This is a genomic window from Devosia sp. A16, from assembly GCF_001402915.1.
Taxonomy (GTDB): Bacteria; Pseudomonadota; Alphaproteobacteria; order Rhizobiales; family Devosiaceae; genus Devosia_A.
Window position 1 is genome coordinate 2,493,375 of record NZ_CP012945.1, and the last position, 25,610, is coordinate 2,518,984.

Below are 25,610 nucleotides of genomic sequence, written 5' to 3' on the forward strand. Positions count from 1 at the left end.
AGGGATGGGGACGTCCCGGGCCCGCTGAACGTCTGGCGCAGAGCGGGGCAGCATGGCGCTTCTGGAAGCAATCGGGATCGGCAAGACCTATCCCGGCGGAGTGGTGGCCAATGACGGGGTCAATCTCGTCATCGAGCCGGGCGAGGTTCACGCCGTGGTCGGCGAGAACGGCGCGGGCAAGTCCACCCTGATGAAAATCCTGTTCGGCATCGAACAGCCCAATGCCGGCACGCTGCTGCTCGATGGCAAGCCGGTGAAGTTCACTAACCCGCGCGAGGCGATCGATGCCGGCATCGGCATGGTGTTCCAGCACTTCTCGCTGGTGCCGAGTTTTTCCGTCTATGAGAACGTCGTGCTCGGCTCCGAGCCGCGCGCCGGCATTCGGCTCGATCGCCAGAAGGCCATCGCCGAGGTCCAGGCGCTGAGCGAAAAGTTCCGCCTCAAGGTCGATCCGGTGCCGCCGGTCCGCACCCTGCCGGTCGGCCAGCAGCAGCGCGTCGAGATCCTCAAGGCGCTCTACCGCAACGCCCGCATCCTGATCCTCGACGAGCCGACCGCCGTGCTGGCGCCGCAGGAAGTGCAGGAGCTGTTTGTCGCCATCCGCTCACTGGTGGCGCAGGGCAAGACGGTGATCTTCATCGCCCACAAGCTGCCCGAAGTGCTGGAGATCTCCAACAGCATCACCGTGATGCGGCAGGGCAAGACCGTCGGCCAGGTGAAAACCCGCGAGGTCACCGAAAAGAGCCTCGCCGCCATGATGGTCGGCCGTGAAGTGAGCCTCCGCGTCGAGCGCAAGGCCACCGATCAGAGCGAGCGCGTCGCCGCCGTCACCGGTCTCCGTGTGGTCAATGCCCGCGGCACCGAGGTGGTGGCCGGGCTCGACCTCAATGTCCATGCCGGCGAGATCGTCGGGCTGGTGGGCGTCGAGGGGAACGGGCAGGCCGAGACCCTCGAGGCGATCGCCGGGCTGCGCTCGATCGCCGCCGGCGACATCCGGGTCGCCAACCAGAACGTCACCGGCATGAACGTGCTCGAACGGCGTGGCCTCGGGCTCGCTTCGATCCCCGAGGACCGCATCGCCGAGGGCCTCGCCACCGGCGCCTCGGTGGCCGAAAACCTCGTCGCCACCAAGCTCGACGACACCCGCTACGTGCGCAACGGCCTGCTCGACCTCAAGGCGATCAGGGCCAACGCGCAAAAGCTGATCGAGCGGTTCTCGATCCGCGTCGGCGGACCGTCCTCCGCCGTCGGCACGCTCTCGGGCGGCAACATGCAGAAGGTGGTGGTGGCGCGCGAACTCAGCGAGCAGCCGAAACTCCTCCTCGTCAACCAGCCGACCCGCGGCGTCGACCTGGGCGCCACCCAGTTCATCTGGCGCACCATTACCGATGCCCGCGACGCAGGCGCCGCCGTGCTGCTGAGTTCGGCCGATCTCAGCGAACTGCTGGCGCTCAGCGACCGGCTGATCGTCCTCTATCGCGGCAGGATCGTCGCGGCCTTCGTCAACCAGCCCGATCTCTCCCCCGAAACGCTCGGCGCCTACATGCTCGGGCTTTCCACCCAGACCAGCGAAGAAATGCAGGTGGCCCTCAAATGAGCACCCTTCCGGCCATCGACCGCAGTTCGCGCTTCAAGACCATGCGCCGCGAAGTCGGCCGCGCCCTTGGCGCGCTGGTCATCGCGCTGCTCGTCGCCTTCGTCGTCGTGCTGCTGACCTCCAAGGCGCCGTTCGAGGCGCTCAACGTGCTGCTGACCCAGCCGCTGTCGCGTCCGCGCACCATCGGCCTGTGGATCGACGACATCGCCAAGCTCACCGTCACCGGTCTCGCGTTCAGCCTGGTGTTCCAGGCCCGGCAGTTCGCCATGGGCGTGCAGGGCCAGGTCTATGTCGGGGCGCTGGCCGCCACCTACGTGGCGCTGTCGCCGCTCGGCGCCAGCTGGGCCGGCATTCCGCTCGGCATTGCCGCCGCCATGCTGGCCGGCGCCTTCTACGGCTTCCTGCCCGGCATCGCCAAGGCCCGGCTCGGCGCCAACGAGATCGTCTCCTCGCTGATGCTGAACTACATCGCCATCGAATTGTGCAACTTCCTCGTCCGCACCAACCTGCCCAAGCCGCAGGCCGGCGTGCTGACCACCAACGATTTCCCCGACAATGCGGTGTTCCCCACCCTGGTCGCCAACACCCGCATCGATCTCTCCATCATCTTTGCCCTCGTGGCTGTGGTGGTGGTGTGGTTCGCGCTCTATCGCACCAGTTGGGGCCTCAAGCTGCGGCTGGTCGGGCACAACGCCCGCTTTGCCGAGTATTCCGGCATCAAGGCGACCTTCATCATGGTCTCGGCGATGACCGCCTCGGGTGCCCTGGGCGGCCTGCTCGGCTCGATGTTCGTGCAGGGCCAGACCTATGGCAAGCTGACGGTGCTGTTCGAGGGCGGCCTCGCCTTCGAGGGCATCCTCGTCGCCATCGTGGCGCGCAGCCGCCCGCTCGCCGTGCCGATCGTCGCCATTTTTTACGCCTATCTCAGGCAAGGGGCGCAGCTGATGAACATCCGCACCGATGTTCCGGCCGAGGTCATCGGCATCGTCACCGCCATCATCATCCTGCTGGTGTCCTCGTCCTACTCGCTCAACTTCATCACGCGGCTGTTCAGGCGCGCGCCGGCTGCTTCGGCGGCGCCCGCCGCTGCCGGGGGTGCCGCCAAATGATGGAACTCTTCCTCACCGTCTTCTCGGCGGCCTTCTTCGTCACCGTCATCCGCACCACCACGCCGCTGTTGCTGGCGACGCTGGGCGGCCTCATCGCCGACCTTGGCGGGGCGCTCAACGTGGCGCTCGAAGGCATGATGCTGATCGGCTGCCTCACCGCGGTGATCGTTTCGGTCTACGCGCCCTGGTACGTCGCGGTGGCTGCCGGTCTCGGTGCCGGGGCGCTGCTCGGACTGATCATGGCGTTCTTCGCCTTCCGGCTGAAGGCCGACATCATCCTCGTCGGCTTCGCCATCAACATCCTCGCGGCGGGCGGCACGGTGTTCGCGCTGGCGCTCGCTACCGGCGGCGACAAAGGCACCTCGATCAACCTGCAGTCGAAATCCATTCCGGCTGTCGACCTCAGCTTCCTCTCCCAGATTCCGCTGGTCGGCCCGACCCTGACGGCGTTCCTCTCTGGCCACTCGGTGCTGAGCTGGCTCGCCGCCTTCCTGGTCTTTGCGGTGTGGTACTTCCTCTACCGCACGCCGTGGGGCCTGTGGCTGCGCGGCGTCGGCGAGTATCCGGCGGCGCCGGAAGCGGCCGGCATTCCGGTCAACAAGATCCGCACCTGGAGCCTCATCGTATCGGGCGCGCTGGCCGGGTTGGGCGGCGCGCAGCTGGCGATGTTCAACTATGTCGGCTTCACCCGCGACATGACCGCCGGCCGGGGCTTCATCGCGCTCGGTGCCGTGCTGCTGGGGGCGCGCCATCCGGTCGGCGCGCTGCTCGCCGCTCTGCTGTTCGGCGCCTTCGAAGCGCTGGCAGTGGTGATGCCGGGCCTGTTCAACGACATCCCGGCAGAAGTCATCCGGGCCATTCCGTTCGTCGTGACCATCGCCGCCCTGGTGCTGTTCTCGATCCGCGCCCAGCGGGCGCTGGCCATGCGCGGGGTGAAGTAGCGGAGGTAACGTTCTGCTAGCTTTCGCGGATACTGGAGGTTCTGCCCCTCTCCCCTGAGGGGAGAGGGTAGTGCAGCTAGGACCGTGAGGTCCGTAGCGGAACTAGGGTGAGGGGTTCAGCTTTTCGACGAGCGCTCGTTGCACGACTTCACCCCTCAACCGGCGCTTCGCGCCACCTTCTCCCCTGAGGGGAGAAGGGATGCCGGGGAGCAACTCGCAATCGAGACCAACCACTACGGCAGGTGCAGCCAATCGGCCTTAAAACCAGATCTCCGGCGCATGCAGGATCTGCAGGGTCTCGGCCGGTTCGCCGTTGATGCGGCGCAGCAGCAGCTCGCCCATCTGCTTGCCGGCCAGCGCCGTGTCCTCGAAGATCGCATCGACCTTGGGGCGCACCTGGCTGAAGATGCCGGAGGTCTGTTTCACCACCATGTGCACGTCCCTGCCGATCTCGCGGCCGGCGTCGGTGATGCCCGCCATGATCGACAGGCCGGCAGCATCGCCGGTGCAGATGAAGCCATCGGGCGCGTCCGGCTCGGCGATCCGCCGCATGGTGGCGAGGCGGATCTGGTCGGCAGTGTTGTCGAGCGTCGCGCCCGCGATGATCTCGTGGTCGAGCCCGGTCTCCCGGATCGCCGCCATGAAGCCGTCGCTCAGATGGTGGCCGAAGCTGAAGCGCATCGGCGGCAGGATGATCGTCACCTTGCGGCAGCCCTTGGCCTTTAGCCGCATCACCGCGTGATGCGCGAAGGCGTAGTTGTCATAGTCGACAAAGGGATGCGCCGACGAAAAGGCGGTGCGGCCGTGCGAGACGAAGGGGAAATTCTCCTCCATCAGCAGCTTCACCCTGATGTCGTCTGGCTGGGTGCGCGAGAAGATCACCCCGTCAGCCGCCTTGTTGCGGAGGATATAGCGGATCGGGTCGATCGGCGCTCCTCCGATGAACATCGGGGTGATCACCAGGTGGTAGGGCGTGCCGCGCAGCGCTTCGGTCAGCCCCGATACCATTGATTGCCCGAAGCCGAGAATCTCGTCATGCGGGTCGAGGATCAGGCTGATGACGTGGGTGCGCCCGGTCTTCAGCCGCAGCGCCGTGCGATCCGGCACATAGCCGACCTCGGCCGCGATCTTCTGCACCCGGACGCGGGTCTCCTCCGAGAGTTCGGGCGCATTGTTGAGTGCCCGCGAGATCGTGGTGATGGCGAGGCCGGTCATCTCGGCGATGGTGCGCAGGGTCGGCTTGCCGCTCGGCTTGGCAGTGCCGGCGGCACGACGCGGCTGGCGTGCCTTGGCGCGCTTGTCGCGCGTCTCCGTATCGGCCAACGATGTCCTCCCTCGAACGGATGAATGCCTACTCGCGAGGCATTTTGGGTGAGCGGCGATGCTCCCCCACGATCCGCTCAGGCGTAGCTCAACATGTTATGAAATCGATTGCAAGGCGGGAAGTCCCGGGGCTCCATTCGGTTGGCATACTTTGGTAGCAACCATTGCGCCGCCTCGGGGGAGGATAAAGTCGAGCCTATGCTGTTCCGCACCAAAGACCTGGAGGCGATCTTTGCCGGCCAGTGCACGCTGGCCTTCCGCCGCTGGAAGAAGCCCACGGTGAAGCCCGGCGGCACGGTGCGGACGCAGTTGGGCATGGTCGGCATCGATTTGGTCGAGACGATCGAGCCCGACGAGGTGACCGAGAGCGACGCTCGCGCCGCGGGGTACAGGGATCGGGCTGGCGTCATCGCCATGTTCGAGGCGCAGCAGGGCACCTGCTACCGTATCCGCCTCCATCCAGCCGGACCCGATCCGCGTGAGGCGCTGCGCGACGCCGCACCCGACGCGGCAGAACTGCAGGCTCTGGCCACCAGGCTGCAGAAGCTCGACGGGGCCGCGCCGGCGCCATGGACGCGGCAGGCGCTGCAACTGATCGCCGACCATCCCGGCGTCGTCTCGACCAGCCTTGCCCAACGTGCCGGCATGGAGCGCGCCGAGTTCAAGCTCAACATCCGCAAGCTCAAGGCGCTGGGTCTCACCATCAGCCTCGAAGTGGGCTACCGGCTGTCGCCGCGCGGCGTGGCGCTGCTGGCGGCGCTCTGAAGCCTCAGGACCGCTCAGGCCTGGTTAGCCCTGTTGTCGGATGGGCTGGTGCCTCAACCCCTCACCCGTCCCGGCCTTCGGCCGGTGACCACCGAACTCGCCGTGTTCTTCTCCCCGTCGGGGTGCGGGACGAAGGTGTAGCCTTCGCCCCGAGGTGGCCAAAAGGGCCGGATGAGGGGTAAGCCACGATCGCCGCGGCCGATACAAGTCTCGAACACCGCTCGTCGAGTGCGCCAGGCCTTTTCCATCCAATCGAATCCGCCGGGCAGGAAATTTCGCTTTCATGCTGATGATTTGGAACGCCGCGGGCTGGCGAAATCGCTGCGGCTCACCTATCTTTTCCGGAGCGTCGACGAAAGCCGGATAGACCTCGGGGCATCGACGCCGTACAACGACCTGATGGCGGACTCAGCTTCGCCACACAAAAGCTGCGGGCGACGCGCTAGTCTCGCCCTCATTGGAATCACCCAGGCCATCGGCCGCCGGAAGGAGACGAACATGCACATCGCTATTCGCACCACTCTCCAAACCGGGCTTATCGGTAAATGGGTAGATCGTTCCAACGGGTGTTACCGACCCAAACGAATGTGACCTCTGTCACCCATTCGTCTCACAGTTCAGGTAACACCCCGGCCGTCCCCAGAGACGTGCCGATGGAGGTCATTCCATGCAGCATGCCCATTTCGAAAAGCCACATAGCGCCAAGCCCATAGCTGTCGACATCGACGGCGAGCCGAAGGGCGTCCTGGTCGCGCACGATGCCGGCTTCCGCTTCCTCGCCGTCAAGCTCGATGCGTTCGGGGTGGATGGCCAGGTGTTCGCTACGATTGAAGCGGCCGAAGCGGCGGTTCGCGACGCGCTGCGTCCGGCAGCATGAGCTCTGCCCCTCTCCCCTGAGGGGAGAGGGTAGTGTAGCTAGGACCGTAGGTCCGTAGCGGAACTTGGGTGAGGGGTTCAGCTTCTCAGCGAGCGCGCGCTGCGCCGCTTCACCCCTCAACCGGCCTTCGGCCACCTTCTCCCCTGAGGGGAGAAGGGAAACGGGGACTCTCGGCCAGTACCTTACCCCCCGACCGATCTCCGCCACGCCGCCGCATACTCGGCAGCCGCGGCGTCGCTCTCGACCAGCACCACCTCGTGTCCGTCCGCCGGTGGCCGATCCATCCGCGCCAGCAGCGCGGCGCCGATCGAGGTGCCGGTGGCGCTGCGCTTGACCGGTTCCACCGGACGCCCGGTCGCGGCGGCCAGCATCCTCAAGTAGAGCGCGTTGCCGGCGAACGGGCCTTCGACCACGGTGTGGTTCTCGGCCCCGGTCAGTCTGAGGCATTCAGCCGTCATCATGGCGAGATAGAACGAGGTCACGACGTAGACCTCATCGTCATCAAGGCTCTCGCGCGGTCGGCTCCATTGCGCCTGCCGCTGCGGGAACGGGCCCGAGCCCTGCACCACCGACGGGGTCAGCAGGATCGTCTCGCGCAGCACCCGCTCGACCGTCTCGGACGAGGGTTCGCGCGGCGTGGTCAGCATCTCGAACTCGCGCCCGCCCATGAAGCGTGCCGACGGCACCGGACGCCCCAGCGCATCGATATTGGCGAGGCAGTCGCGCCTGAGGTCGAGATTGTCGATGTCCCCGCCGGGCGAGGCGACGATCACCCAGGTGCCGGTCGACACCAGCCCGAACGGCGGATCGCGCTCGAGCAGGTGCGGCAGCAGCGAGGCGTTGGAATCGTGGATGCCGGAATAGACGGGCAGAGGTCGCTTCAGTCCCAGCGCGGCGGTGACCTCGGGCAGGGTCACTCCGAGCACGTCCGAGGCGGGGCGCACCTCGGCGAACCTGTCGAGCCAGCCCTCTTTCATCACCAGCGAGGAGTAGAGATTGGTGGTGAAGTCCCACAGGTCCGTGTGGCAGCCCAGCGAGGTGATCTCCTCGGCAACCACCCCGGTCAGCCGGAACGACCAGTATTGTGGATAGGTCAGGATCCAGCGGGTGCGGGCGAACTCGGCGGGGAAGGCCCGCGCCTGCCAGTAGAGCTGCGCCCCGACATTGAGCCCGCCGGGCAGGCGAGGAGTAAAGCTCTCGGAAAAATCCGGCCGCGCCCGATCGTACGCGTCCCAGTACTGGTCGGGGCCGGCGAACTCATAGTCGAGCACGGGCAGCGCCAGTTGGCCGTCCGCATCGATCAAGGCGGCTGACGCACCATGCGTAGTGACGCTGATGGCGTCGAACGAGAACTCGGCATTGAGCTCGCGCAGTGCGCCCAGTGTGAAGTCCCACAACCCGTCGATATCGAAATGCGGGTACTTGCCGTCGCGCAGCACCGTATTCTGCCGCTTGCGCATCGCGATCTCGGTGCGGCTGTCCAGGTCGACCACCGCCACCTTGGCGTTGGATTTGCCGATATCGATGACCCCGACGGTACGGGCAGTCATTTCCTGGCCATGCGGTAGACGATGGGAAGTGCGATCACCACGATCAGCAGCAGGCCGATGAAGATCGACATGACGATACCCGGCACGTTCAGCAGCCCCAGCCCGAAGGTGACGAGGCCCATGATGAAGGCGGCAATCACTACACCGACGATCGACCCGGCGCCGCCGAGAATGGAGACCCCGCCCAGCACAACCATGGTGATGGCTTCGAGTTCCCAGCCCTGCGCGATCGCCGGACGGGTCGAGCCGAGCCGGCTGGTGAGCAGCACCGCGGCGATGCCCGACATCAGGCCGGTCAGGCAGAACAGCACGAACTTGACGCGTGCGACGCGCACGCCGGAGAAGCGGGCCGCCGTCTCGTTATTGCCGATGGCGAAGATGCGGCGGCCGAAATTGGTGCGGTGCAGCACGAACCAGTAGATCAGCGCCGCGACGAGGAACAGCGCCAGCTCGAACGAGATCACCCAGAACACATAGCCCTGGCCGAAGAAGCCGAAATCCTTGGGGTAGCCCTTGAACACGCCGTCGCCGAGAATGATGAAGCTGAGGCCCCGGAACAGGCTCATCGTGCCGATGGTGACGACAATCGAGGGCAGTTTCAATCCGGTGACCAGCGCCCCGTTGAAGGCGCCGCAGACCAGCCCCGTGCCGATGCCGATAGCGAGCAGCGTCGGGGTATCGGCGCCCGATTGTACGGCGAGCCCCATCAGCGTGGAGGCGAGCGCGATGATCGAGGCCACCGACAGGTCGATCTCCCCGGCAATGATCAGCAGCGCCATGGCAAGCGCAATCAGCGCCTTCTCGGTGAAGTTGAAGGTGAGGTCCGAGAGGCTCCAGGCGTTGAGAAAGTAGGGCGAGGCGAAGGAGTTGACGATGAAGATCACCACCGCGACCAGCAGTAGTAGCGTCTCCCAGCTCAGGAGCGCCGAGCGCAGCGGGTTGTCGAGCCGATCGGGGATCTTGCGGTGAGTGACGGGCGCTTCCGGCGCGTCGGTCAGCGAACTCATAGGACTTCCGCCTTCTTCAAAATGATGCGGCCGCGACGGCGCTCGCCGCGCGAGTTGAAGATCACCGCCAGCAGGATCGCCGTGCCGGAGATCGCCATCTGCCAGAACGGCGAGATGCCGATCACCGGCAGCGCGTTATTGACGACGCCGAGGAACAGCGCGCCGAGCACCGCACCGGCGACGGTGCCGATGCCGCCGGCGATCGAGATGCCCCCGATGACGCAGGCCGCAATGATGTTGAGTTCGAACCCGCCGGCGACATCGACATAGGCCACCGCGTAGCGGGCAATCCACAGGTAGCCGGCGAGGCCGGAGACCATGCCGGCGACGCAGAAGGCGATGAAGCGGGTGCGCCCTACATTGATGCCGGCATAGGTGGCGGCCGTTGGGTTGATGCCGGTAGCGTAGAACGAGCGACCGAGCGGGGTGCGGGTCATCAGCACGAAGAACACCGCCACGACGGCGATGGCGAACCAGCTGAGCAGCGTGATGCCGAACAGCTCGGTGCGCGGCACCGCCTTGAATGCCTCGGTCATCTGGTGGGCATTGACCCAGGCGCCGCCGGCGATGACGTAGATCATGCCGCGATAGATGGTGAGCGTGCCCAGCGTCACGACGATGGGCGGGATGTCGAGCTTCCACACCAGCGCGCCGTTGATGGCGCCGAGCGCCGTGCCGAGCGCCGCGGCGGCGAGCAACAGCAGCGGAACCGGGATGCCGGGGAAGGCGACGTTGAGCAGCGCGACGCACATGCCGCACAGCGCCAGGTTCGCCGCCATCGACAGGTCGATCGAGCGGGTCAGGATCACCACCATCTGGCCAAGCGCCAGCATGATCAGGATCGAGGTGTCGTTGAAGATATTGGCGAGGCTCCTGGGCTGGATGAAGCCCGGCGAGCGGACCGACACGCCGATGGCAAGGGCGAGGATGGCGACGACCAGCCAAATCTCGCGGTATTTCAAAAGCGTCTTCACCGCTGCTGCTCCTCGCCGATCCCGGCGGCCGTGCGCACCAGGGTCTCGGCGCTCAGGTTCGTGTTGTCATGGACAGCGACGATGCGGCCTTCGCGCATCACCACGACGCGGTCGCTCATCCCCAGGATTTCCGGCAGCTCGGAGGAGACCATGATCACCGACAGGCCCTCGGCCACCAGTTCGCCCATGAACTCGTGCACGGCGGCCTTGGAGCCAATGTCGATGCCCTTGGTCGGCTCGTCGAGAATGATCACCTTGGGGCTGGTGGCCAGCCATTTGGCGATCACCACCTTCTGCTGGTTGCCGCCCGACAGTGTGCCGACGTCCTGGCTCAGCGACGAGGCCCGCAGGTCGAGCCGCTCGGTATAGGTGCGGGCCAGTGCGAACTCTTCCCTGAGCCGCAGCACGCCGGCCTGGCTGGTGCGCTTCAGCGAGGGCAGCGAAACATTCTTGAAGATCGGCATGCCGATCACCACGCCCTGCTTGCCGCGTTCCTCGGGCACATAGACGATGCCGGCGTTCACCGCATCGGCCGGCGAAGCTGGGGCGATGGTCGCGCCGGCAAGCGCGATGGCGCCTGCCGATGGTTTGGTGATGCCGAACAGGGCCTGCATCACCTCGGAGCGGCCGGCTCCGACGAGGCCGTAGAACCCGAGAATCTCGCCCGCCCTCAGGGTAAAGCTGATGTCGTCGAACTCGGTGGGGTGGCTCAGCCCCTTCACCTCGAGCAGGGGCGCGCCGATCCGGGCCTCGCGCTTGGGAAAGATATGATCGACCGAGCGGCCGACCATCATCTTGATGATGGCGTTCTGGTCGGTGTCTTTGAGCAGGCCCGAGCCCACCAGCTCGCCGTCGCGGAACACCGTGTAGCGGTCGGCGATACGGTAGATCTCGTCGAACTTGTGGCTGATGAACAGCACGGCCTTGCCGTCTTCCTTCAACAGCTCGATCAGCACGAACAGGTCCTCGATCTCCTTGTAGGAGAGCGCCGCGGTCGGTTCGTCCATGATCACCACATCGGCATCGATCGACATGGCGCGCGCCACCCCGACCAGATGCTTGTTGGCGATGCTGAGGTCCTTCAGCCGGTGGTTGGGGTCGATATGCGCGGCCCCCATGTCGGTGAGCACCTGTCGCGCCTCGCGGCGCATCGTCGTCCAGTCGATGGTCTTGAAGCGGGTGCGCGGCGCGTGTCCCAGAAAGACGTTCTCGGCCACCGACAATTCGTCGAACAGCACTGTTTCCTGGTGGATGGCGGTGATGCCGGCGCCGAAGGCGGCATGGGCAGAGCCGAGACGGACCGGCACGCCCTTGACCGAGATCTCGCCTTCGTCCGGCTGATAGATGCCGGTCAGGATCTTCACCAGGGTCGACTTGCCGGCGCCGTTCTCGCCGATCAACGCGGTGACCTGGCCGGGATAGAGCGACAGCGATACGTCGTGCAAGGCGCGGACACCGGGAAAGCGCTTGCTGATCCCGTTGAGGGTCAGCAGCGGCTGGGTCTGGGCCAAAGCGGGGCCGGGCTCGGCTGGGGTCGCGACTTCGAGCATGGCTCAGGTCATCCGGGAGTGAAGTAACAAAAGGGCCCGGCGGCGCGGTGCGCTGCCGAGCCCGCTCTCGTCAGCCGATCTTAGAAGATCGACGAGAACTGGTCGATGTTCGAGGCATCGTAGGTGAACGGGTCGCTCATGGCGGCCGAACGGTTGTCGTCGAGCACGATCTTGCCGACGCGACCGATGGCGATCTCCGCACCCGGCTCGGCCTTGGCCTCACCCTTCAGCAGGTGATAGGCGATCATGGTGGCCGAGTAGCCGAGGTCGATCGGGTTCCAGATGGCGAACGACTTCGAGGCGCCGGACTTGACGTGCGCCGCCATTTCCGACGGCAGGCCGAGGCCGGTGACGTTGATCTTGCCGATCAGCCCGGCGTCGGTGACCGCCTGGGCGGCGGCGACGATACCGACCGAGGTCGGGGCCGAGATGGCCGCCAGATCCGGGAAGGAGGCGATCAGGCCCTGGGCTTCGCGGTAGGACTTGTCGAACAGGTCGTCGCCATAGACGGTCGAGACGACTTCGACGCCCGGGAACTCGGCATAGTGTTCCTTGGCGGCAGCCAGCCAGGCGTTCTGGTTGGTGGCGGTCGCGGTGCCCGACAGGAAGGCGATCTTGCCCTTGCCGTCCGGCAGGTTGTCGGCGGCGAGCTTGACGATGGTCTTGCCGATCAGGTCGATCGACGAGGGGTCGAGCTGCACATCGCGGCCTTCGGCGGCGACGCCCGAGTCGAACGACACCACGGTGATGCCGCGCTGCTTGGCCTTCTGCAGCGCCGGCACCAGCGCGTCGGGATCGTTGGCCGAGATCACGATGGCATTGACCTGCTGGGCCACCAGCGTGTTGATCACCTCGATCTGGCCTTCGGCCGTCGGCTCGGTCGGGCCGGTGAAGATGATCTCGACGTCGCCGAGTTCCTTGGCCGCCTCTTCGGCGCCCTTGCCGGCCGCCACGAAGAAGCCGTTGCCGATGTCCTTGGCGACGACGGCGATGCGGGTCTGGGCGAAGCTGGCGCCGGTCGCGGCGAGCAGGGCCATGGCGGCAACGGCCGAGCCGATGCCGATAGTCTTGAGCAGTTTCATACGGGTATCCTCCCTTGACGATGCTAACATGCTAACATGTCAGTGAATGGGCTGTCGAGATTTGTCGTTCAGCCCTTCGTAGTGCCGCTCGGTCGTCAGGCGACCGAGGCGGATTGGCCGGCCGATTGGCGATCCTGACCGGCATCGACAACGGTGAGACCGACTCCGGCCTTTTCCAGCATGGCGCGGTCTTCCTCGCGGATGCCGCTGTCGGTGATCACCATCGAGATCCGGTCGAGAGCGCAGAGGATCAGGCTGGAGCGTCCCTCGAATTTCGAGGAATCGGCGAGCACGATCAACTCCTCGGCCTGGTTGATCAGCGCCAGTTCGGACTGCACCACCATCGGATCGGCTTCCATCAGGCCGTGTGCGCCGAGGCCCTGGCAGCCGATGAACATGCGCTTGGCGTAAAAGTGCGAGGCAACCACCCCGCCGAATGGCGAGAGGATCACGTTCTGCTCGCGATAGACCGTGCCGCCGGGAATGACCACGCTGTTGCGCGAATTGTGCAGCAGGTGCTCGGCGATGGCGAAACTGTTGGTGAACACCGAGAGCCGGCGTCCGGTCAGGTAGTGCACCATCTGGTAGGTGGTGGTGCCGCCGTTGATGATGATCGGCTCGCCGTCCTTGCAGAGGTCTGCTGCAGCCCGGGCGATGGCGCGCTTCTGTGCGATGTTGATGGTTTCGTTGACCGAGAAGGGGCGCCCCATCAGCCCGCCTTGCTCCGGCGGGTTGATCGCTTCGGCGCCACCGCGCACCCGACGCAACCGGCCCTGCACGTGCAGCGCCGCGATGTCGCGGCGAATGGTGGCTTCCGACGTGCCGGTGATATCGACCAGTTCGGCCACTGTCGCCAGCGGACGCGCCTGGACGGCGGCCAGAATGACCCGGTGTCGCTCGGTTTCGTGCAAGATCGTCTCCCTTGCTGCTAATTTTCACCAAAATCCGTCACTGTCAATCATTTCGCCGTACCGATTACGACGTTTGCCGCATTCATGATTGGTATTGAGTGTTTCTGATTGACATGTTCCGAGGATCGGAGGCATGTCCGGTACCAATTCAGGACCAACGCCTTCGGGAGGATTAGCATGTCGGGGAATGCGCCAGCGCGCCTAAAAAACCTTTGGGACGATGCCACGGCGGCCGCGATGAGCGAGCCCGAACGGCTGGTCTACCGCTCCAACATTCTGGGCTCCGACAAGCGTGTCACCAATTATGGCGGCGGCAACACCTCGTCCAAGATCGTGCAGAAGGATCCGCTGACCGGCGAGGACGTCGAAGTGCTGTGGGTGAAGGGCTCGGGCGGCGACTCCGCGTCGATCAAGCTCGACGGCTTCGCCACCCTCTATATGGACAAGCTCCGCGCGCTGAAGGGCCTCTATCGTGGCCTCGCCCACGAAGACGAGATGGTCGGCTACCTGCCGCACGCCACCTTCAACCTGAACCCACGCGCCGCGTCGATCGATACCCCGCTGCATGCCTATGTGCCGCACGCCTTCGTCGACCACATGCATCCCGACGCCATCATCGCCATTGCGGCGAGCAAGGATTCGAAGGCCCTCACCAAAGAGATCTTCGGCGACGAGATCGGCTGGCTGCCGTGGAAGCGGCCCGGCTTCGAGCTCGGGCTGTGGCTGGAAAAGTTCTGCCTCGACCACCCCGAAGCGAAGGGCGTGATCCTTGAGAGCCATGGGCTCTTCACCTGGGGCGACACACCCAGGGCCTGCTACGAGCAGACCATCGACACCATCAACAAGGCGATCGCCTGGTTCGAGCAAAAGACCGCCGGCAAGCCGGCCTTTGGCGGCCAACTGGTGGCGCCGCTCCCGGCCGACGAGCGCCGCGCCATCGCGGCGCGGCTGATGCCGAAAATCCGCGGGCTGATCTCCAACGAGTTCAAGATGCTCGGCCACTTCGACGACAGCGCCGCGGTGCTGGAGTTCGTCGGGAGCAGGGACCTCAAGCCCTTGGCAGCGTTGGGCACCTCATGCCCCGACCATTTCCTCCGCACCAAGATCCGACCGCTGGTGATCGACTTCGATCCCGCCAACCCCGATATCGATGCGGTGGTCGCCGGGCTCGAGCAGGCGACGGCGGATTACCGCGCCGACTACGCGGGCTACTACAACCGCTGCAAGCACCCCGACAGCCCGGCGATCCGCGATGCCAACGCCGTCGTCTACCTGATGCCCGGCGTCGGCATGTTCACCTTCGCCAAGGACAAGGCGACGGCGCGGATCTCGGGCGAGTTCTACGTCAACGCCATCAACGTCATGCGAGGCTCGTCCGCGGTCTCCACCTATCAGGGGCTCCCCGAGCAGGAGGCGTTCGACATCGAGTACTGGCTGCTCGAGGAGGCCAAGCTGCAGCGCATGCCCAAGCCGAAATCGCTCGCCGGTCACATCGCGCTGGTCACCGGCGGCGCCGGCGGCATCGGCAAGGCGACCGCTGTGCGGCTGCTGCGCGAGGGTGCATGCGTCGTCCTCGCCGATATCGACGAGGCGGCGCTCGCTTCGGCCAATGAGGAACTGGGCAAGGCCTTCGGCAAGGATGTGGTGCGGCCGGTGAACCTCAACGTCACCAGCGAGGACGCGGTGATCGCCGGCTTCGCCCACACCGCGGTGGAGTTCGGCGGCATCGACATCCTCGTTTCCAATGCCGGGCTCGCCAGCTCCGCGCCGATCGAGGAGACGACGCTGGAGCTCTGGAACAAGAACATGGACATCCTGTCGACGGGCTATTTCCTCGTCAGCCGGGAAGCCTTCCGCATGTTCCGGGCGCAGAAGCTCGGCGGCAACGTGGTGTTCGTGGCATCGAAGAACGGCCTCGCCGCTTCGCCCAATGCCGCCGCCTACTGCACCGCCAAGGCCGCCGAAATCCACCTCGCCCGCTGCCTCGCGCTCGAAGGCGCGGCCGAGCAGATCCGCGTCAACGTGGTGAACCCCGACGCGGTACTGCGCGGCTCCAAGATCTGGGCCGGCGAGTGGCTGGAACAGCGCGCCTCGACCTACAAGACCGACAAGGAGGGGCTCGAGGAAATGTACCGCCAGCGCTCCTTGCTGAAGCGGAGCGTATTTCCCGAGGACATCGCCGAAGCGATCTACTTCTTGGCCTCGGATATGTCGGCCAAATCCACCGGCAACATCATCAACGTCGACGCGGGCAACGCGCAGAGTTTTACGCGGTAACAAGCAAAGGCCCCCTCACCCGGATCGCGTCGCGATCCGACCTCTCCCCCAAGGGAGAGGTGCGATGGGGGCGAGATCGTGCCACCCACCACCTCTCCCTTGGGGGAGAGGTCGCCGCGAAGCGGCGGGTGAGGGGCCTTCAAGAACAGGGGAGGAAACATGACCGACCAACTCATCGACCAGTCCGTGGTCGACCAGACCAACGACGCCAACCGCAAGGCGCTCGAGGCCGATTACGCGCATCTGGGCGAGCATCTCAGCCGGCGCGGCATCGACATCGATGCCATCCTGAAGAAGGTCTCGGCCTATACCGTCGCCGTGCCCTCCTGGGGTGTCGGCACCGGCGGCACACGCTTCGCCAAATTCCCCGGCACGGGCGAGCCGCGCGACATCTTCGACAAGCTCGAGGATTGCTCGGTGATCAACCAGCTGACCCGCGCCACCCCCAATGTCTCGCTGCATATTCCATGGGACAAGGCCGACCCGAACCGGCTGAAGCAGGCGGCGTCGCGCTTCGGGCTGGGGTTCGATGCAATGAACTCCAACACCTTCTCGGACGCGCCGGGCCAGAAACACTCCTATCGCTTCGGCTCGCTCGCCAACTACGCCAGGGAGACGCGCCAGCAGGCGATCGAGCACAATCTCGAGTGCATCGAGATCGGCAAGACCATCGGCTCGAAGGCGCTGACGGTGTGGATCGGCGATGGCTCGAATTTCCCCGGCCAGGTCAATTTCACCAGGGTGTTCGAATATTATCTCGAGGCGATGAAGGCGATCTACGCCGATCTGCCCGATGACTGGAAGCTCTTCACCGAGCACAAGATGTACGAGCCGGCGTTCTATTCGACGGTGGTGCAGGACTGGGGAACCAATTACCTGATCGCCACCGAACTCGGCGACAAGGCGCAGTGCCTCGTAGACCTCGGCCACCATGCGCCCAACGTCAATATCGAGATGATCGTTGCCCGGCTGATCCAGTTCAAGAAGCTGGGCGGCTTCCACTTCAACGATTCCAAGTACGGCGACGACGACCTCGATACCGGCTCGATCGACCCGTATCGGCTGTTCCTGGTGTTCAACGAACTGGTCGATGCCGAACTCCGCCAGGCCGACGGCTTCGCGCCGGCGCATATGCTGGACCAGAGCCACAACGTCACCGACCCTATCGAGTCGCTGATCCGCTCGGCCAACGAAGTGCGGCGCGCCTATGCGCTGGCGCTGCTGGTCGACCGCCAGGCGCTCGAGGGCTACCAGCAGTCGGACGACGCGCTGATGGCCTCGGAAACGCTGAAGACCGCTTTCCGCACCGATGTCGAACCGATCCTCGCCAAGGCGCGGCTCGACGCCAACGGCGCCATCGACCCGATCGCGGCCTATCGCAAGGCGGGGTACCGCCAGCGCGTCGCGGCGGTGCGTCCGGCGGTGGCGGCAGGTGGCGGCGGGATCGTGTGAGCCTCGTGGGCCGGTGGCTAGCTGACCCCCACCCCTGTCCCCTCCCCCTAAGAATGGGGAGGGAGACCAAAGCACCGACGCTGGTGAGAGCGTCTCCCTCCCCTTGTTTAGGGGGAGGGGACAGGGGTGGGGGGCAGCCTGCTCCAGCCCATCGGTCGAACGACTAGGCCATCACCTCCCGCAACCCGAGCGCCTCGATCGCCGCGAGCTGCTCCGGCTCGAGCGGGCCGGCGCGCTCGGCGTCCAGCGCATCCGACAGCTCGTCGCGGTTCTTCACGCCCAGCACCAGCGTCTCGACCCCGGCCATGCCCAACGCATAGCGATAGGCAATGATCGCCGGGTCCTCACCCCACTTGGCGCAGAGCGCCCGGAACGGCGCGGCCAACGCGAAATCCTCGCTATCGCGCGCATGCAGCGGCTGCCGGTCGAAGCGCGAGGTCAGCGCCCCGGCCTGTACCGCGCGGATCGCCATCACCCCGACGCCGCTCAGATGCGCCGCTTCGATGATGTCGCGAGCCCGCGAAGGCGTCGAGAAGGCGATCAGCCCACCGGGACTGTCGAGGAGGTTGGCGACCGCCTGCACGGCGTGCGGTCGTGGCCCCAGCGTCACCGCATCGACGATCGTGGCGGGCACGCTGACCCCGGTGATACCCCAGCCGCCGATCAGGCCGTCGCGCTGCAATTGCTGGAAGGCCGGCACCACAGCCTCGCGATAGCTCGACCAGGTGGTGGCGATTTCGCTGCGCCGCTCGTTCTCCGAGGGGTAGACGAAATCGTCGGGGCAGATCTGGTTGTGGAGGAAGAACAGGTCGACCTGCTCGAGCCGCATCGCCTCGAGGCTCTGCTCGAGCGAAGCGCGGAGCCGGCGGTAGACCTGCTCATCGGGCAGTGTGCCGATGCCGCACTTCGTGGTGACCTTCACGCCCTTGGGCAGCCGCCCGTCGAAGGCCTCGCCGATCAGCGCCTCGCACAGCTTGTAGCCGGGCGCCGCGTCGATCATGTCGATGCCTTCGTCCACCGCCGTCCGGAGGGTGGCGATGCCCTCGTCGCGGCTGGTCTCGCCCCACACCTGGCCGATGCCGCCGCCGCCAAGCGTCAGGCAGCTGACCTTGCCGATCGAGCCGAACTGTCGCTTCTCCATCAGATCTCCTCCAGAGCCAGTTCACGCCCCAGCAGGGCGTCGATCTCAGCCATTGCGGCCATCGGGAGCGGGCCCTTGTCGAGCGCGCCCAGGTTGTCGCGGATCTGCGCCTCGGTCTTGAAGCCGGGGATCGGGATGGTCTGCGGCGAACGGGCCAGCACCCAGCCGAGCGCCCCTTGCGCTACGGAGCGACCGCCGCTGGTCAGCAGGTCGCGGATGGCGTCGAGCTTTCTGAGCGACTCCGCCGAAGGCCGCCCATCCTTGAAGTCGCGCACCCAGCTGTGGCCGGCGCCGCGCACGTCGTCGGTCGAGACCCGCGACTGCGCCGTGAACTTGCCGGTCAGGAACCCCATGGCGAGAGGCGATCGGATCAGGTTGGGCAGGCGGTGCCTGTCGCACAGCGTCACCATTTGAGGGCCGTCACGGAACACATCGAGTCCCTGCTGCACGGCCTTGAAGTGCGGGTAGTGCAGCACGCGCGATACCGCTGCGGCATCGTCGGTGCTCCAGCCCCAGGCGGCGATGTCGCCGGCTCCGGCGCGGCGCTCGAGGGCAGGGGCCAGCCGCTCCATCGCCTCGGCCGAGGCGTCCCCGACATGCAACTGGTAGAGGTCGATTCGCTCGCGCCCGAGCCGGCTCAGGGAGGCGGCGAGGGCTTTCTCCATATATTCCGGCGTGACGTCGGTGCCGGTCAGCTCGCGCTTCGATCGATCATGGGTGAAGCCGAACTTGGTGGCGATCACGACATCGGCGCGGTTGCCGAAGGCCCGGCCCAGTATCTCTTCGCTATGGCCGGTGCCATAGGCGTCGGCCGTGTCGAAGAGGCGGGCGCCCAGCTCGCGGGCCAGCGCCAAGGCCCTGAGCGACTGGGCGTCGTCGATTTCGCCCCAGCCATCCTGCCGGCCATCCATCTTGAACGGCCCGCCAATGGCCCAGCACCCGACGCCGATGCGTGGGACCTCCCGCCCGTCCCACAGGCGCAGCGTCACGCTCATTTCTCACCTGTGCGGACACTGTGGGAGATGCACTCGCGCTCGATGCCGAGATCGGCCAGCAGGTGGTCGTCGAGCTGCTTCAGCCGCCGGATATCACGGCGCAAGTGCGACCACTCGGTAAGGCGGCGGGTCAGGGTTCGGAACATTTCGGTCTCCTTTCAACAACGCAAAGCGACACCGTCTCCACTCCGGTTGCGGAGCGGACATTCCCATGGTGAGGCTGCGCTTGGGCGATGCGGTCTGGCGGTCAAGTTGTTGACGGCCATGCGCGCTTCGAACGCCCCATACTTGCTCCTTCCCGGCTTGAAGCGATACAAGCAAGTGCGCAACGCGCTTTGCAGGAATGAAAGATGAGCGTCGGAGACAGCATCTCCTGGGACGACCTGCGGCTCTTCCTCGACGTCGCGCGGCTGGGTGGATTGAGCGCCGCAACCACCACGACCGGGCTCAGCGCCGCGACGCTGGGGCGCCGGGTCACGGCGCTCGAGCAGCAGATCGGCGAGCCGCTATTCGTGCGGCGGCAGACCGGCTACCAACTCACGCCGGTCGGGGAAGAACTGCTGGCGCGCGCCGAGGATGTCGAGGCGGCGATGCGGGCGCTGACCCGCTGGCGCGACGGCTCGGTCGGCGAGCAGATCGTGCGCATCTCGGCCGGCACCTGGACCTCGGCCTTCCTCGCCCGCCATATCGGCGCGCTCTGGCACGTCGACGACAATATCCGCATCGAGTTCGCCACCGCCTATACGAAGCTCGATATCGGCCGGCGCGCCGCCGACATCGGGGTGCGCTCGGAGCGGCCGCTCGACCCCAACCTCGCCGGGCGGCAGATCGGCCGGGTGGCGCATGCGCTCTATTCGGGTCTGCACCTGATCAACGGCATCGAGGCCGGGCTGTTTGTCGGGGTCACCGGCGACGCCGCCAATGTCGCCTCGGCCCGCTGGCTGATGGCCCATCACGGCGATCGCATCGGGGTGCGCGGCAACGACGTGCAGAGCGTACGCGAACTGGTCGCGGCCGGCGCCGGGCTCGGGGTGTTCCCCTGCTTCGTCGGCGACAGCGATGATCGGCTGGTGCGGGTGGCGATGCCGATCACCGAGCTCGAAACCGAACAGTGGCTGGTGACTCACCACGAGGATCGGCACCGTCCCGAGGTCCGGCTGGTCGCCGACCGCGTCGCAGCGTTGATGCGCGAGCATGGGCCGCTGTTCCGCGGCGAGCGCCGGCGGCCACCGTCTTAACCTCGCTCTAAGCGGCGTCCCCGATAGTGACGGCGGGGAATGCAATCGACTGGAGTGCCTCGGAAATGCGCGCCGCAGCCTATGTGGTCGGCCCCCCGGATGGTCCGGGGGCAGCGCTGACGGATCTGGCGCGCGGGCTCGGTTTTCCTGTCGTGCAGACCTATGCCGGCCTCGCCGCCGCCGAGACCCAGGCGCAGCAGACGCCATTGCTGTTCTTCCTGTTCGCCGCCGCCGCCGATGTCGGCAGCCTCAAGCCGGTGGCCGATGCCATCCGCTTCTCCTCCAGCCGCCGCATCCGCTTTTCGCCGATGGTGTATTTTTCCGAAAGCCCGCTGGTCGAGGCGATCAGGACCTGCGTCGAGATGGGCTTTGACGACGTGCTGACCCTGCCATTCACGCAAGCGCGCGTGGCGAGCCGGCTGCAGCGGCTCGTCGATCACACCCAGGTCTATTTCGAGACCGCCACCTATTTGGGCCCCGACCGCGGCGCGCAGCAGACGCATGGCCGCTCCGGCATGCAGTATCGCCGGCTCGAGATCATCCGCTCGCCGGCGCGCGGGGTGAGCGTGATGCGCGACGAGATGCAGGTGGCGGTGTAGGGACCGGTCCCACCGAAAGGTCAGCCCGCGCCGGCTCATCCTTGAGCCCCACCAATAACCCGCATCACAAAGCCCGCCTTGCCCCTTTGAACCGATTTTACTAGGGTCGCGACGTTTCCTTCCCGCGAGTTCCCCCAAGATGAGATTAGGTATCGAGTTGCCGCCGCAGCAGCGGGTCTATGGCGGCTTCTTCATCTACTCGTTCTGCATGGGGAGCCTGCCGCCGCGCCTGCCCGACATCCAGCATGCCATGGGCATCGAAGAGGGGGCGCTCGGCCTCGGGCTGATCGGCGCGGCGCTCGGTACGCTGATCTCGCTGAGCTTTGCCGGCCCGCTGCTCGACCGCTTCGGCTATCGCCGCGCCATCCTGACGCTGATCCCGCTCCTGGCGCTGGGCTACGCCATCGCCTCGTTCGCCACCGGGCCGCTGGCCTTCTTCCTGCTGCTCGTGCCGGTCGGCCTCGTCATCGGCGGCATCGAGATCATCCTCAACCTCGAGGCCGATCGCACCGAGCACATGATCGGCCGCCGCATCATGAACCGCTCGCACGCCTTCTGGAGTTTCGGCTTCTTCTCCGCCGGTATCGTCAGCGCCGCCATCGCCCAGACCGGGCTCGGCGTGCAGGTGCATCTGCTCCTTATGGTGCCCATCGTCATCCTCGGGGTGGCGCTGCTGCTCGGCCGCTTCACCCCGGCGCCGCATCGCACTGGCGCCTCGACCGAAGAGGCGCCGCGCTTCGCCGCGCCCACCCTCGCCATCCTGGTGCTGGTGGCGGTGACGCTCTCGGCCATGATCATGGAAGGCGCCGGCATCGACTGGTCGGCGATCTACATGAAGAACGAGTTCCAGGTCTCGCCCTTCCTCGCCGGCTTCGCCGTGGCGCTCGGTGCCTTCACCCAGGCGGTGACGCGCTTTTTTGCCGATCCGTTCGTCGAGCGCTACAGCCCGACCGTCGTGTCGCGCGTGCTGCTCAGCGTGCTCGGGGTCGGCGCGGTGATCGTCTTCTTCTCGCCCGTCGACTGGCTGTCGCTGGTCGGCTTCGGCCTGATGGGCGTGGGCACCTCGGTGATCTTCCCGCTCGCCATGTCGGCGGCGGCGCAGCGCACCGATCGCCCGGCGGCGACCAATGTCGCCTCGCTGGCGCAGATTTCGTTCGTTGCCTTCCTCCTCGGGCCGCCGCTTCTGGGCTATGTTGCCGAGCATTTCGGCATCCGCTGGTCCTTCGGCATCGGCATTCCGCTGGTTATTCTAAGCCTGGTTTTCGCCGGGGCGCTGGGCGCCAAGCCGATCCGGCATGAGGTTGATTGATGTTTAGTCTGAAGCCGCATCAGCGGGTCTATGGGATCTTCTTCGTCTTCGCGCTGTCGATGGGGGCGCTCTTGAGCCGCCTGCCGGACCTGCAGCGCTCGCTCAACCTCACCGAGGGCCAGCTCGGCCTGACGCTGATCGCCATGTCGATCGGTGCGCTCTGCGGCCTCACCTTTTCGAGCCCGCTGATCGAGAAATACGGCGCCCGCACCACCGCCTTCGTCACGGTGTTCGGCGCCTCGACCATGTATGCGATCGTGCCGTGGATCCCCTCGGCGCTGCTGCTGCTGCCGGTCTTCTTCATTGCCGGGCTGTTCGCCGGAGCGCTCGAGATCAACGTCAACCTCGAGACCGATCGGCATGAAGCGCAGCTCGGCACCCGCATCATGAGCCGGGCGCATGGCATGTGGAGCCTTGGCTTCTTCGTCACCGCCTTCATTTCGGCCGGCGTGCGCCAAGCCGGCGTCTCGGTGCACATGCACACCTTCATCGCCCTGGTCGTGGTGGTGATCGCCGGCTACTTCGTCTTTTCGAAGATCGAGAACGCCCCGGCGCGCGCCGACAGCCACGACGGCAAGATGCCGCTCGTCGCCTTCCCGACCATCGGCCTGTTGCCGCTCTGCCTGATCGGCGCCGCGCCGCTCTTGGTCGAGGGCGCCGGCATCGATTGGTCGGCCATCTATATGCGCGACGTGTTCGACGTTGCGCCGTTCATCGGTGGACTGTCGATCACCATCTTCTCGCTGTTCATGGCGCTGGCCCGCCTGTTCATGGATCCTGTGGTCGAGCGCTACAGCCCGCGCGTCGTCGCCGGCGCGTTGCTCGGCGTCGCGGCACTGGGTCTCGTCATCGTGGGCTTTGCGCCGCACCCTTATGTGGCGCTGTTCGGCTTTATGCTGATGGGCCTGGGCTGCTCCTCGGTCTATCCGCTGGCCGTCTCGGCGGCGGCGCAGCGGACCGACCGGCCGGCTTCGGTGAACGTCGCCTCGCTGGGGCAGATGACCTTCGTGGTGTTCTTCCTCGGGCCGCCGCTGCTCGGCTTCGTCGCCGAGCGCTTCGGCATCCGCATGTCGTATTTCGTCTGCGTGCCGCTGATCATTGCCGCCTTGCTGGTGATCCGGGCGCTGTCGCCCAAACCGACGCCGCTGCTGGCCGAGCCGGAGCCTGCCACGCCCCATGGCTGACCTGCCGCCGATCGTCGACCTTCGGCAATCGCCGACGGCGCTTCGGGTGCAACGCGGGGTGATGCGGTTCCTCCGCAACGCCCATGATTTCTGCTGCTACGCCGAGGTCCCGTTGAGCAACGGCCGGCGTGCCGACGTCTTGGCGGTGGGGCCCAAGGGCGAGATCTGGATCGTCGAGATCAAGTCGTCGCTGGTCGACTTCCAGGTCGATCGCAAATGGCCGAACTACAAGGAATTCTGCGACCGTTTCTTCTTTGCCAAGCCGCCGGAGCTCGACCCCGATATCTTCCCCGCCGCGGAAGGCTTGATGGTGGCCGACGGCCACGATGGGGCGATCCTGCGCATGGCGGCGGAAGTCGTCCTCCCACCGGCCAGGCGCAAGGCGATGTTGCTGAAACTCACGCGCCTCGGCGCCGACCGCATCCATGTGCTGATGGACCCCAATGACCTCTAGCAAGGCCGCCGGCGCGCCGCTGGCTGTCGAGAACGCCAGGTGAAAGCTCCCCCGTCCATCGTCATCGTGTTCTTCCTGCATGCGCTGGCACAGGGTGGCATGTTCAGCCGTATTCCCGATATGCAGGTGGCGCTCGGCCTCAACGAGGCTCAACTTGGCCTTGCCCTGCTCGGCCAGCCGGCGGGCGCCATCGTCTCGTTCCTGTTCGCGAGCCACGTGGTCGAGCGGCTGGGCACTCGGGTCATTATCCTCACCACCATCCCGGTGCTGGCGCTGGTGCTGATCGGCATCGCGCTGGCGCCGAGCCTCGCTATCATGTGGCTGGGCTTCGCGCTGTTCGGCGTGGTGTTCGCCTTCAGCAATGTCTCGATCAACGTCGAGGCCGACCGGGTCGAAGCCGCCTCCGGCCGCCGGCTGATGAACACCTGCCACGGCGTCTGGAGCGTCGGGCTGCTGACCGCCTCGCTGATCGGCACTGCGATGCGCGGCGCCAATGTTGCGCCGGCTTTGCACTTCGCCATCGTCCTCGTGCCGGTGCTGCTCGGCCTCATGGTGTTCGGCTGGCCGATGCAGGCGGCGCCGGCGCGCCCCCATGCCGCGCCGGCGCGGAGGTTCCGCATCGCGCTTCCGAGTCGCATGACACTGCTTTTGCTTGGCTACGCCATCGCCGCCTCGTTGCTCGAAGGCGGGTTGCGCAACTGGTCGGTGATCTTCATGCGCGACAGCTTCACCGCCCCGGACTGGGTCGACACGCTGACGCTGCCGGCCTTCATGACGGCGCAGTCGATCGGTCGGCTGCTCGCCGACCGCGCCGTGGGCCGCTGGGGTCCGGTGCCGCTAGCGCGCGGGCTCACCATCACGGCGCTGCTGGGGCTGCTGCTGGTGGTGTTTTCGCCCAACCTGATCGTGGCGCTCTGCGGCTTCACCCTGATCGGCTTCGGCGTCTGCGTGTCGTTCCCGCTGTCCACCTCCGCCGCCGCGCGGCTGGGCGACCGCCCGGCCTCCGAAAATGTCGCGGCGCTCACCATGAGCCAGCAACTATTGCTGCTCGGCGCACCGGCACTGATGGGCTGGATCGCCACCGTGGCTTCGATCCGTGTCACCTTCGCCGTGCTGGTGCCGCCCCTGCTGCTGGCGTTTTACCTGGCGCGGTATCTGGCGCCGCGGAGGGAGTGAATCCTCACCCGACGCCTGCTCCGGCGTCATTCCCGCGAAGACGGAACCTGACCCTGTGGGTACCACGGCGGCGCTCTGTTCCTTCTCCCCTCAGGGGAG

Annotated in this window: 23 protein-coding genes; 13 read left to right on the forward strand and 10 right to left on the reverse strand. The window is 66.2% G+C overall.

From position 1 onward, the window contains the following. Nucleotides 1-52: 52 nt before the first annotated feature. From APS40_RS12185 to APS40_RS12195, 3 genes are read left to right on the forward strand one after another with little or no spacing between them, the layout of a single operon-like run. Nucleotides 53-1,597, forward strand: coding sequence for an ABC transporter ATP-binding protein (locus APS40_RS12185; protein ID WP_055047308.1), 1,545 nt, complete (start codon nucleotides 53-55; stop codon nucleotides 1,595-1,597). Next, the gene (locus tag APS40_RS12190) at nucleotides 1,594-2,706 is read left to right on the forward strand and encodes an ABC transporter permease (protein ID WP_055047309.1); all 1,113 of its coding nucleotides are present in this window, start codon (nucleotides 1,594-1,596) and stop codon (nucleotides 2,704-2,706) included. Before APS40_RS12185 ends, APS40_RS12190 begins: the two co-directional genes overlap by 4 nt. Beyond that, nucleotides 2,703-3,647, forward strand: a complete 945-nt coding sequence (locus APS40_RS12195; protein WP_055047310.1) for an ABC transporter permease — start codon at nucleotides 2,703-2,705, stop codon at nucleotides 3,645-3,647. The genes APS40_RS12190 and APS40_RS12195 overlap by 4 nt, the downstream gene beginning before the upstream one ends. A 258-nt stretch (nucleotides 3,648-3,905) precedes the next feature. On the opposite strand, the gene APS40_RS12200 is transcribed toward APS40_RS12195, so the two are convergent. Further along, a complete protein-coding gene (locus APS40_RS12200; protein WP_442855867.1) occupies nucleotides 3,906-4,880 on the reverse strand; it encodes a LacI family transcriptional regulator in 975 nt (324 codons plus the stop codon). Nucleotides 4,881-5,168: 288 nt separating this feature from the next. Here APS40_RS12200 and APS40_RS12205 point away from each other — a divergent pair, with 288 nt between their 5' ends. Then, nucleotides 5,169-5,735 carry an ASCH domain-containing protein gene (locus tag APS40_RS12205; RefSeq protein ID WP_055047311.1) on the forward strand — a complete coding sequence of 189 codons (567 nt, stop codon included), beginning with the start codon at nucleotides 5,169-5,171 and terminating at the stop codon, nucleotides 5,733-5,735. Nucleotides 5,736-6,402: 667 nt separating this feature from the next. Next, nucleotides 6,403-6,612, forward strand: a complete 210-nt coding sequence (locus APS40_RS12210; protein ID WP_055047312.1) for a hypothetical protein — start codon at nucleotides 6,403-6,405, stop codon at nucleotides 6,610-6,612. A 182-nt stretch (nucleotides 6,613-6,794) separates the two neighbouring features. On the opposite strand, the gene APS40_RS12215 is transcribed toward APS40_RS12210, so the two are convergent. From APS40_RS12215 to APS40_RS12240, 6 genes are all read right to left on the reverse strand, one after another. Continuing rightward, nucleotides 6,795-8,162, reverse strand: coding sequence for an FGGY-family carbohydrate kinase (locus APS40_RS12215; protein WP_055047313.1), 1,368 nt, complete (start codon nucleotides 8,160-8,162; stop codon nucleotides 6,795-6,797). Further along, nucleotides 8,159-9,169 carry an ABC transporter permease gene (locus APS40_RS12220; protein ID WP_197279489.1) on the reverse strand — a complete coding sequence of 337 codons (1,011 nt, stop codon included), beginning with the start codon at nucleotides 9,167-9,169 and terminating at the stop codon, nucleotides 8,159-8,161. The genes APS40_RS12215 and APS40_RS12220 overlap by 4 nt, the downstream gene beginning before the upstream one ends. Continuing rightward, nucleotides 9,166-10,143 (reverse strand): ABC transporter permease, encoded by a 978-nt coding sequence (locus APS40_RS12225; protein WP_055047314.1) that lies wholly within the window; start codon nucleotides 10,141-10,143, stop codon nucleotides 9,166-9,168. Before APS40_RS12225 ends, APS40_RS12220 begins: the two co-directional genes overlap by 4 nt. Further along, nucleotides 10,140-11,693: a sugar ABC transporter ATP-binding protein gene (locus APS40_RS12230; protein WP_055047315.1), complete on the reverse strand. Its 1,554-nt coding sequence runs from the start codon at nucleotides 11,691-11,693 to the stop codon at nucleotides 10,140-10,142. The genes APS40_RS12225 and APS40_RS12230 overlap by 4 nt, the downstream gene beginning before the upstream one ends. A gap of 80 nt (nucleotides 11,694-11,773) precedes the next feature. After that, a complete protein-coding gene (gene rhaS, locus APS40_RS12235; protein WP_055047316.1) occupies nucleotides 11,774-12,775 on the reverse strand; it encodes a rhamnose ABC transporter substrate-binding protein in 1,002 nt (333 codons plus the stop codon). Nucleotides 12,776-12,870: 95 nt separating this feature from the next. Further along, on the reverse strand, nucleotides 12,871-13,686 hold the full coding sequence (locus tag APS40_RS12240) for a DeoR/GlpR family DNA-binding transcription regulator (RefSeq protein WP_055047317.1): 816 nt from the start codon (nucleotides 13,684-13,686) through the stop codon (nucleotides 12,871-12,873). Nucleotides 13,687-13,863: 177 nt separating this feature from the next. Here APS40_RS12240 and APS40_RS12245 point away from each other — a divergent pair, with 177 nt between their 5' ends. Both APS40_RS12245 and rhaI read left to right on the forward strand, forming a co-directional pair. After that, nucleotides 13,864-15,963 carry a bifunctional rhamnulose-1-phosphate aldolase/short-chain dehydrogenase gene (locus tag APS40_RS12245; RefSeq protein ID WP_055047318.1) on the forward strand — a complete coding sequence of 700 codons (2,100 nt, stop codon included), beginning with the start codon at nucleotides 13,864-13,866 and terminating at the stop codon, nucleotides 15,961-15,963. A 159-nt stretch (nucleotides 15,964-16,122) separates the two neighbouring features. Then, nucleotides 16,123-17,415: an L-rhamnose catabolism isomerase gene (gene rhaI, locus APS40_RS12250; RefSeq protein ID WP_055047319.1), complete on the forward strand. Its 1,293-nt coding sequence runs from the start codon at nucleotides 16,123-16,125 to the stop codon at nucleotides 17,413-17,415. A gap of 163 nt (nucleotides 17,416-17,578) precedes the next feature. Here rhaI and APS40_RS12255 read toward each other — a convergent pair whose 3' ends face one another. From APS40_RS12255 to APS40_RS24470, 3 genes are read right to left on the reverse strand one after another with little or no spacing between them, the layout of a single operon-like run. Beyond that, nucleotides 17,579-18,556, reverse strand: coding sequence for an aldo/keto reductase (locus APS40_RS12255; RefSeq protein WP_055047320.1), 978 nt, complete (start codon nucleotides 18,554-18,556; stop codon nucleotides 17,579-17,581). Beyond that, complete coding sequence (locus APS40_RS12260) at nucleotides 18,556-19,545, reverse strand: aldo/keto reductase (RefSeq protein WP_236884248.1); 990 nt, start codon at nucleotides 19,543-19,545, stop codon at nucleotides 18,556-18,558. The genes APS40_RS12255 and APS40_RS12260 overlap by 1 nt, the downstream gene beginning before the upstream one ends. A 2-nt stretch (nucleotides 19,546-19,547) precedes the next feature. After that, complete coding sequence (locus tag APS40_RS24470; RefSeq protein ID WP_082434360.1) at nucleotides 19,548-19,697, reverse strand: DUF1127 domain-containing protein; 150 nt, start codon at nucleotides 19,695-19,697, stop codon at nucleotides 19,548-19,550. 204 nt (nucleotides 19,698-19,901) lie between these two features. On the opposite strand from APS40_RS24470, the gene APS40_RS12265 reads away from it, so the two are divergent. The 6 genes from APS40_RS12265 to APS40_RS12290 all read left to right on the forward strand — a co-directional run bounded on the left by APS40_RS12265 (nucleotide 19,902) and on the right by APS40_RS12290 (nucleotide 25,511). Beyond that, nucleotides 19,902-20,789, forward strand: coding sequence for a LysR family transcriptional regulator (locus APS40_RS12265; protein ID WP_055047322.1), 888 nt, complete (start codon nucleotides 19,902-19,904; stop codon nucleotides 20,787-20,789). Between the two features lie 65 nt (nucleotides 20,790-20,854). Next, nucleotides 20,855-21,388, forward strand: a complete 534-nt coding sequence (locus APS40_RS12270) for a hypothetical protein (protein WP_055047323.1) — start codon at nucleotides 20,855-20,857, stop codon at nucleotides 21,386-21,388. Nucleotides 21,389-21,527: 139 nt separating this feature from the next. Continuing rightward, on the forward strand, nucleotides 21,528-22,697 hold the full coding sequence (locus APS40_RS12275) for an MFS transporter (RefSeq protein ID WP_055047324.1): 1,170 nt from the start codon (nucleotides 21,528-21,530) through the stop codon (nucleotides 22,695-22,697). After that, a complete protein-coding gene (locus APS40_RS12280; protein WP_197279490.1) occupies nucleotides 22,697-23,881 on the forward strand; it encodes an MFS transporter in 1,185 nt (394 codons plus the stop codon). The genes APS40_RS12275 and APS40_RS12280 overlap by 1 nt, the downstream gene beginning before the upstream one ends. After that, complete coding sequence (locus APS40_RS12285) at nucleotides 23,874-24,335, forward strand: MmcB family DNA repair protein (protein WP_055047325.1); 462 nt, start codon at nucleotides 23,874-23,876, stop codon at nucleotides 24,333-24,335. The genes APS40_RS12280 and APS40_RS12285 overlap by 8 nt, the downstream gene beginning before the upstream one ends. A gap of 39 nt (nucleotides 24,336-24,374) precedes the next feature. Beyond that, on the forward strand, nucleotides 24,375-25,511 hold the full coding sequence (locus APS40_RS12290; protein WP_055047326.1) for an MFS transporter: 1,137 nt from the start codon (nucleotides 24,375-24,377) through the stop codon (nucleotides 25,509-25,511). The last annotated feature ends 99 nt before the right edge of the window (nucleotides 25,512-25,610 follow it).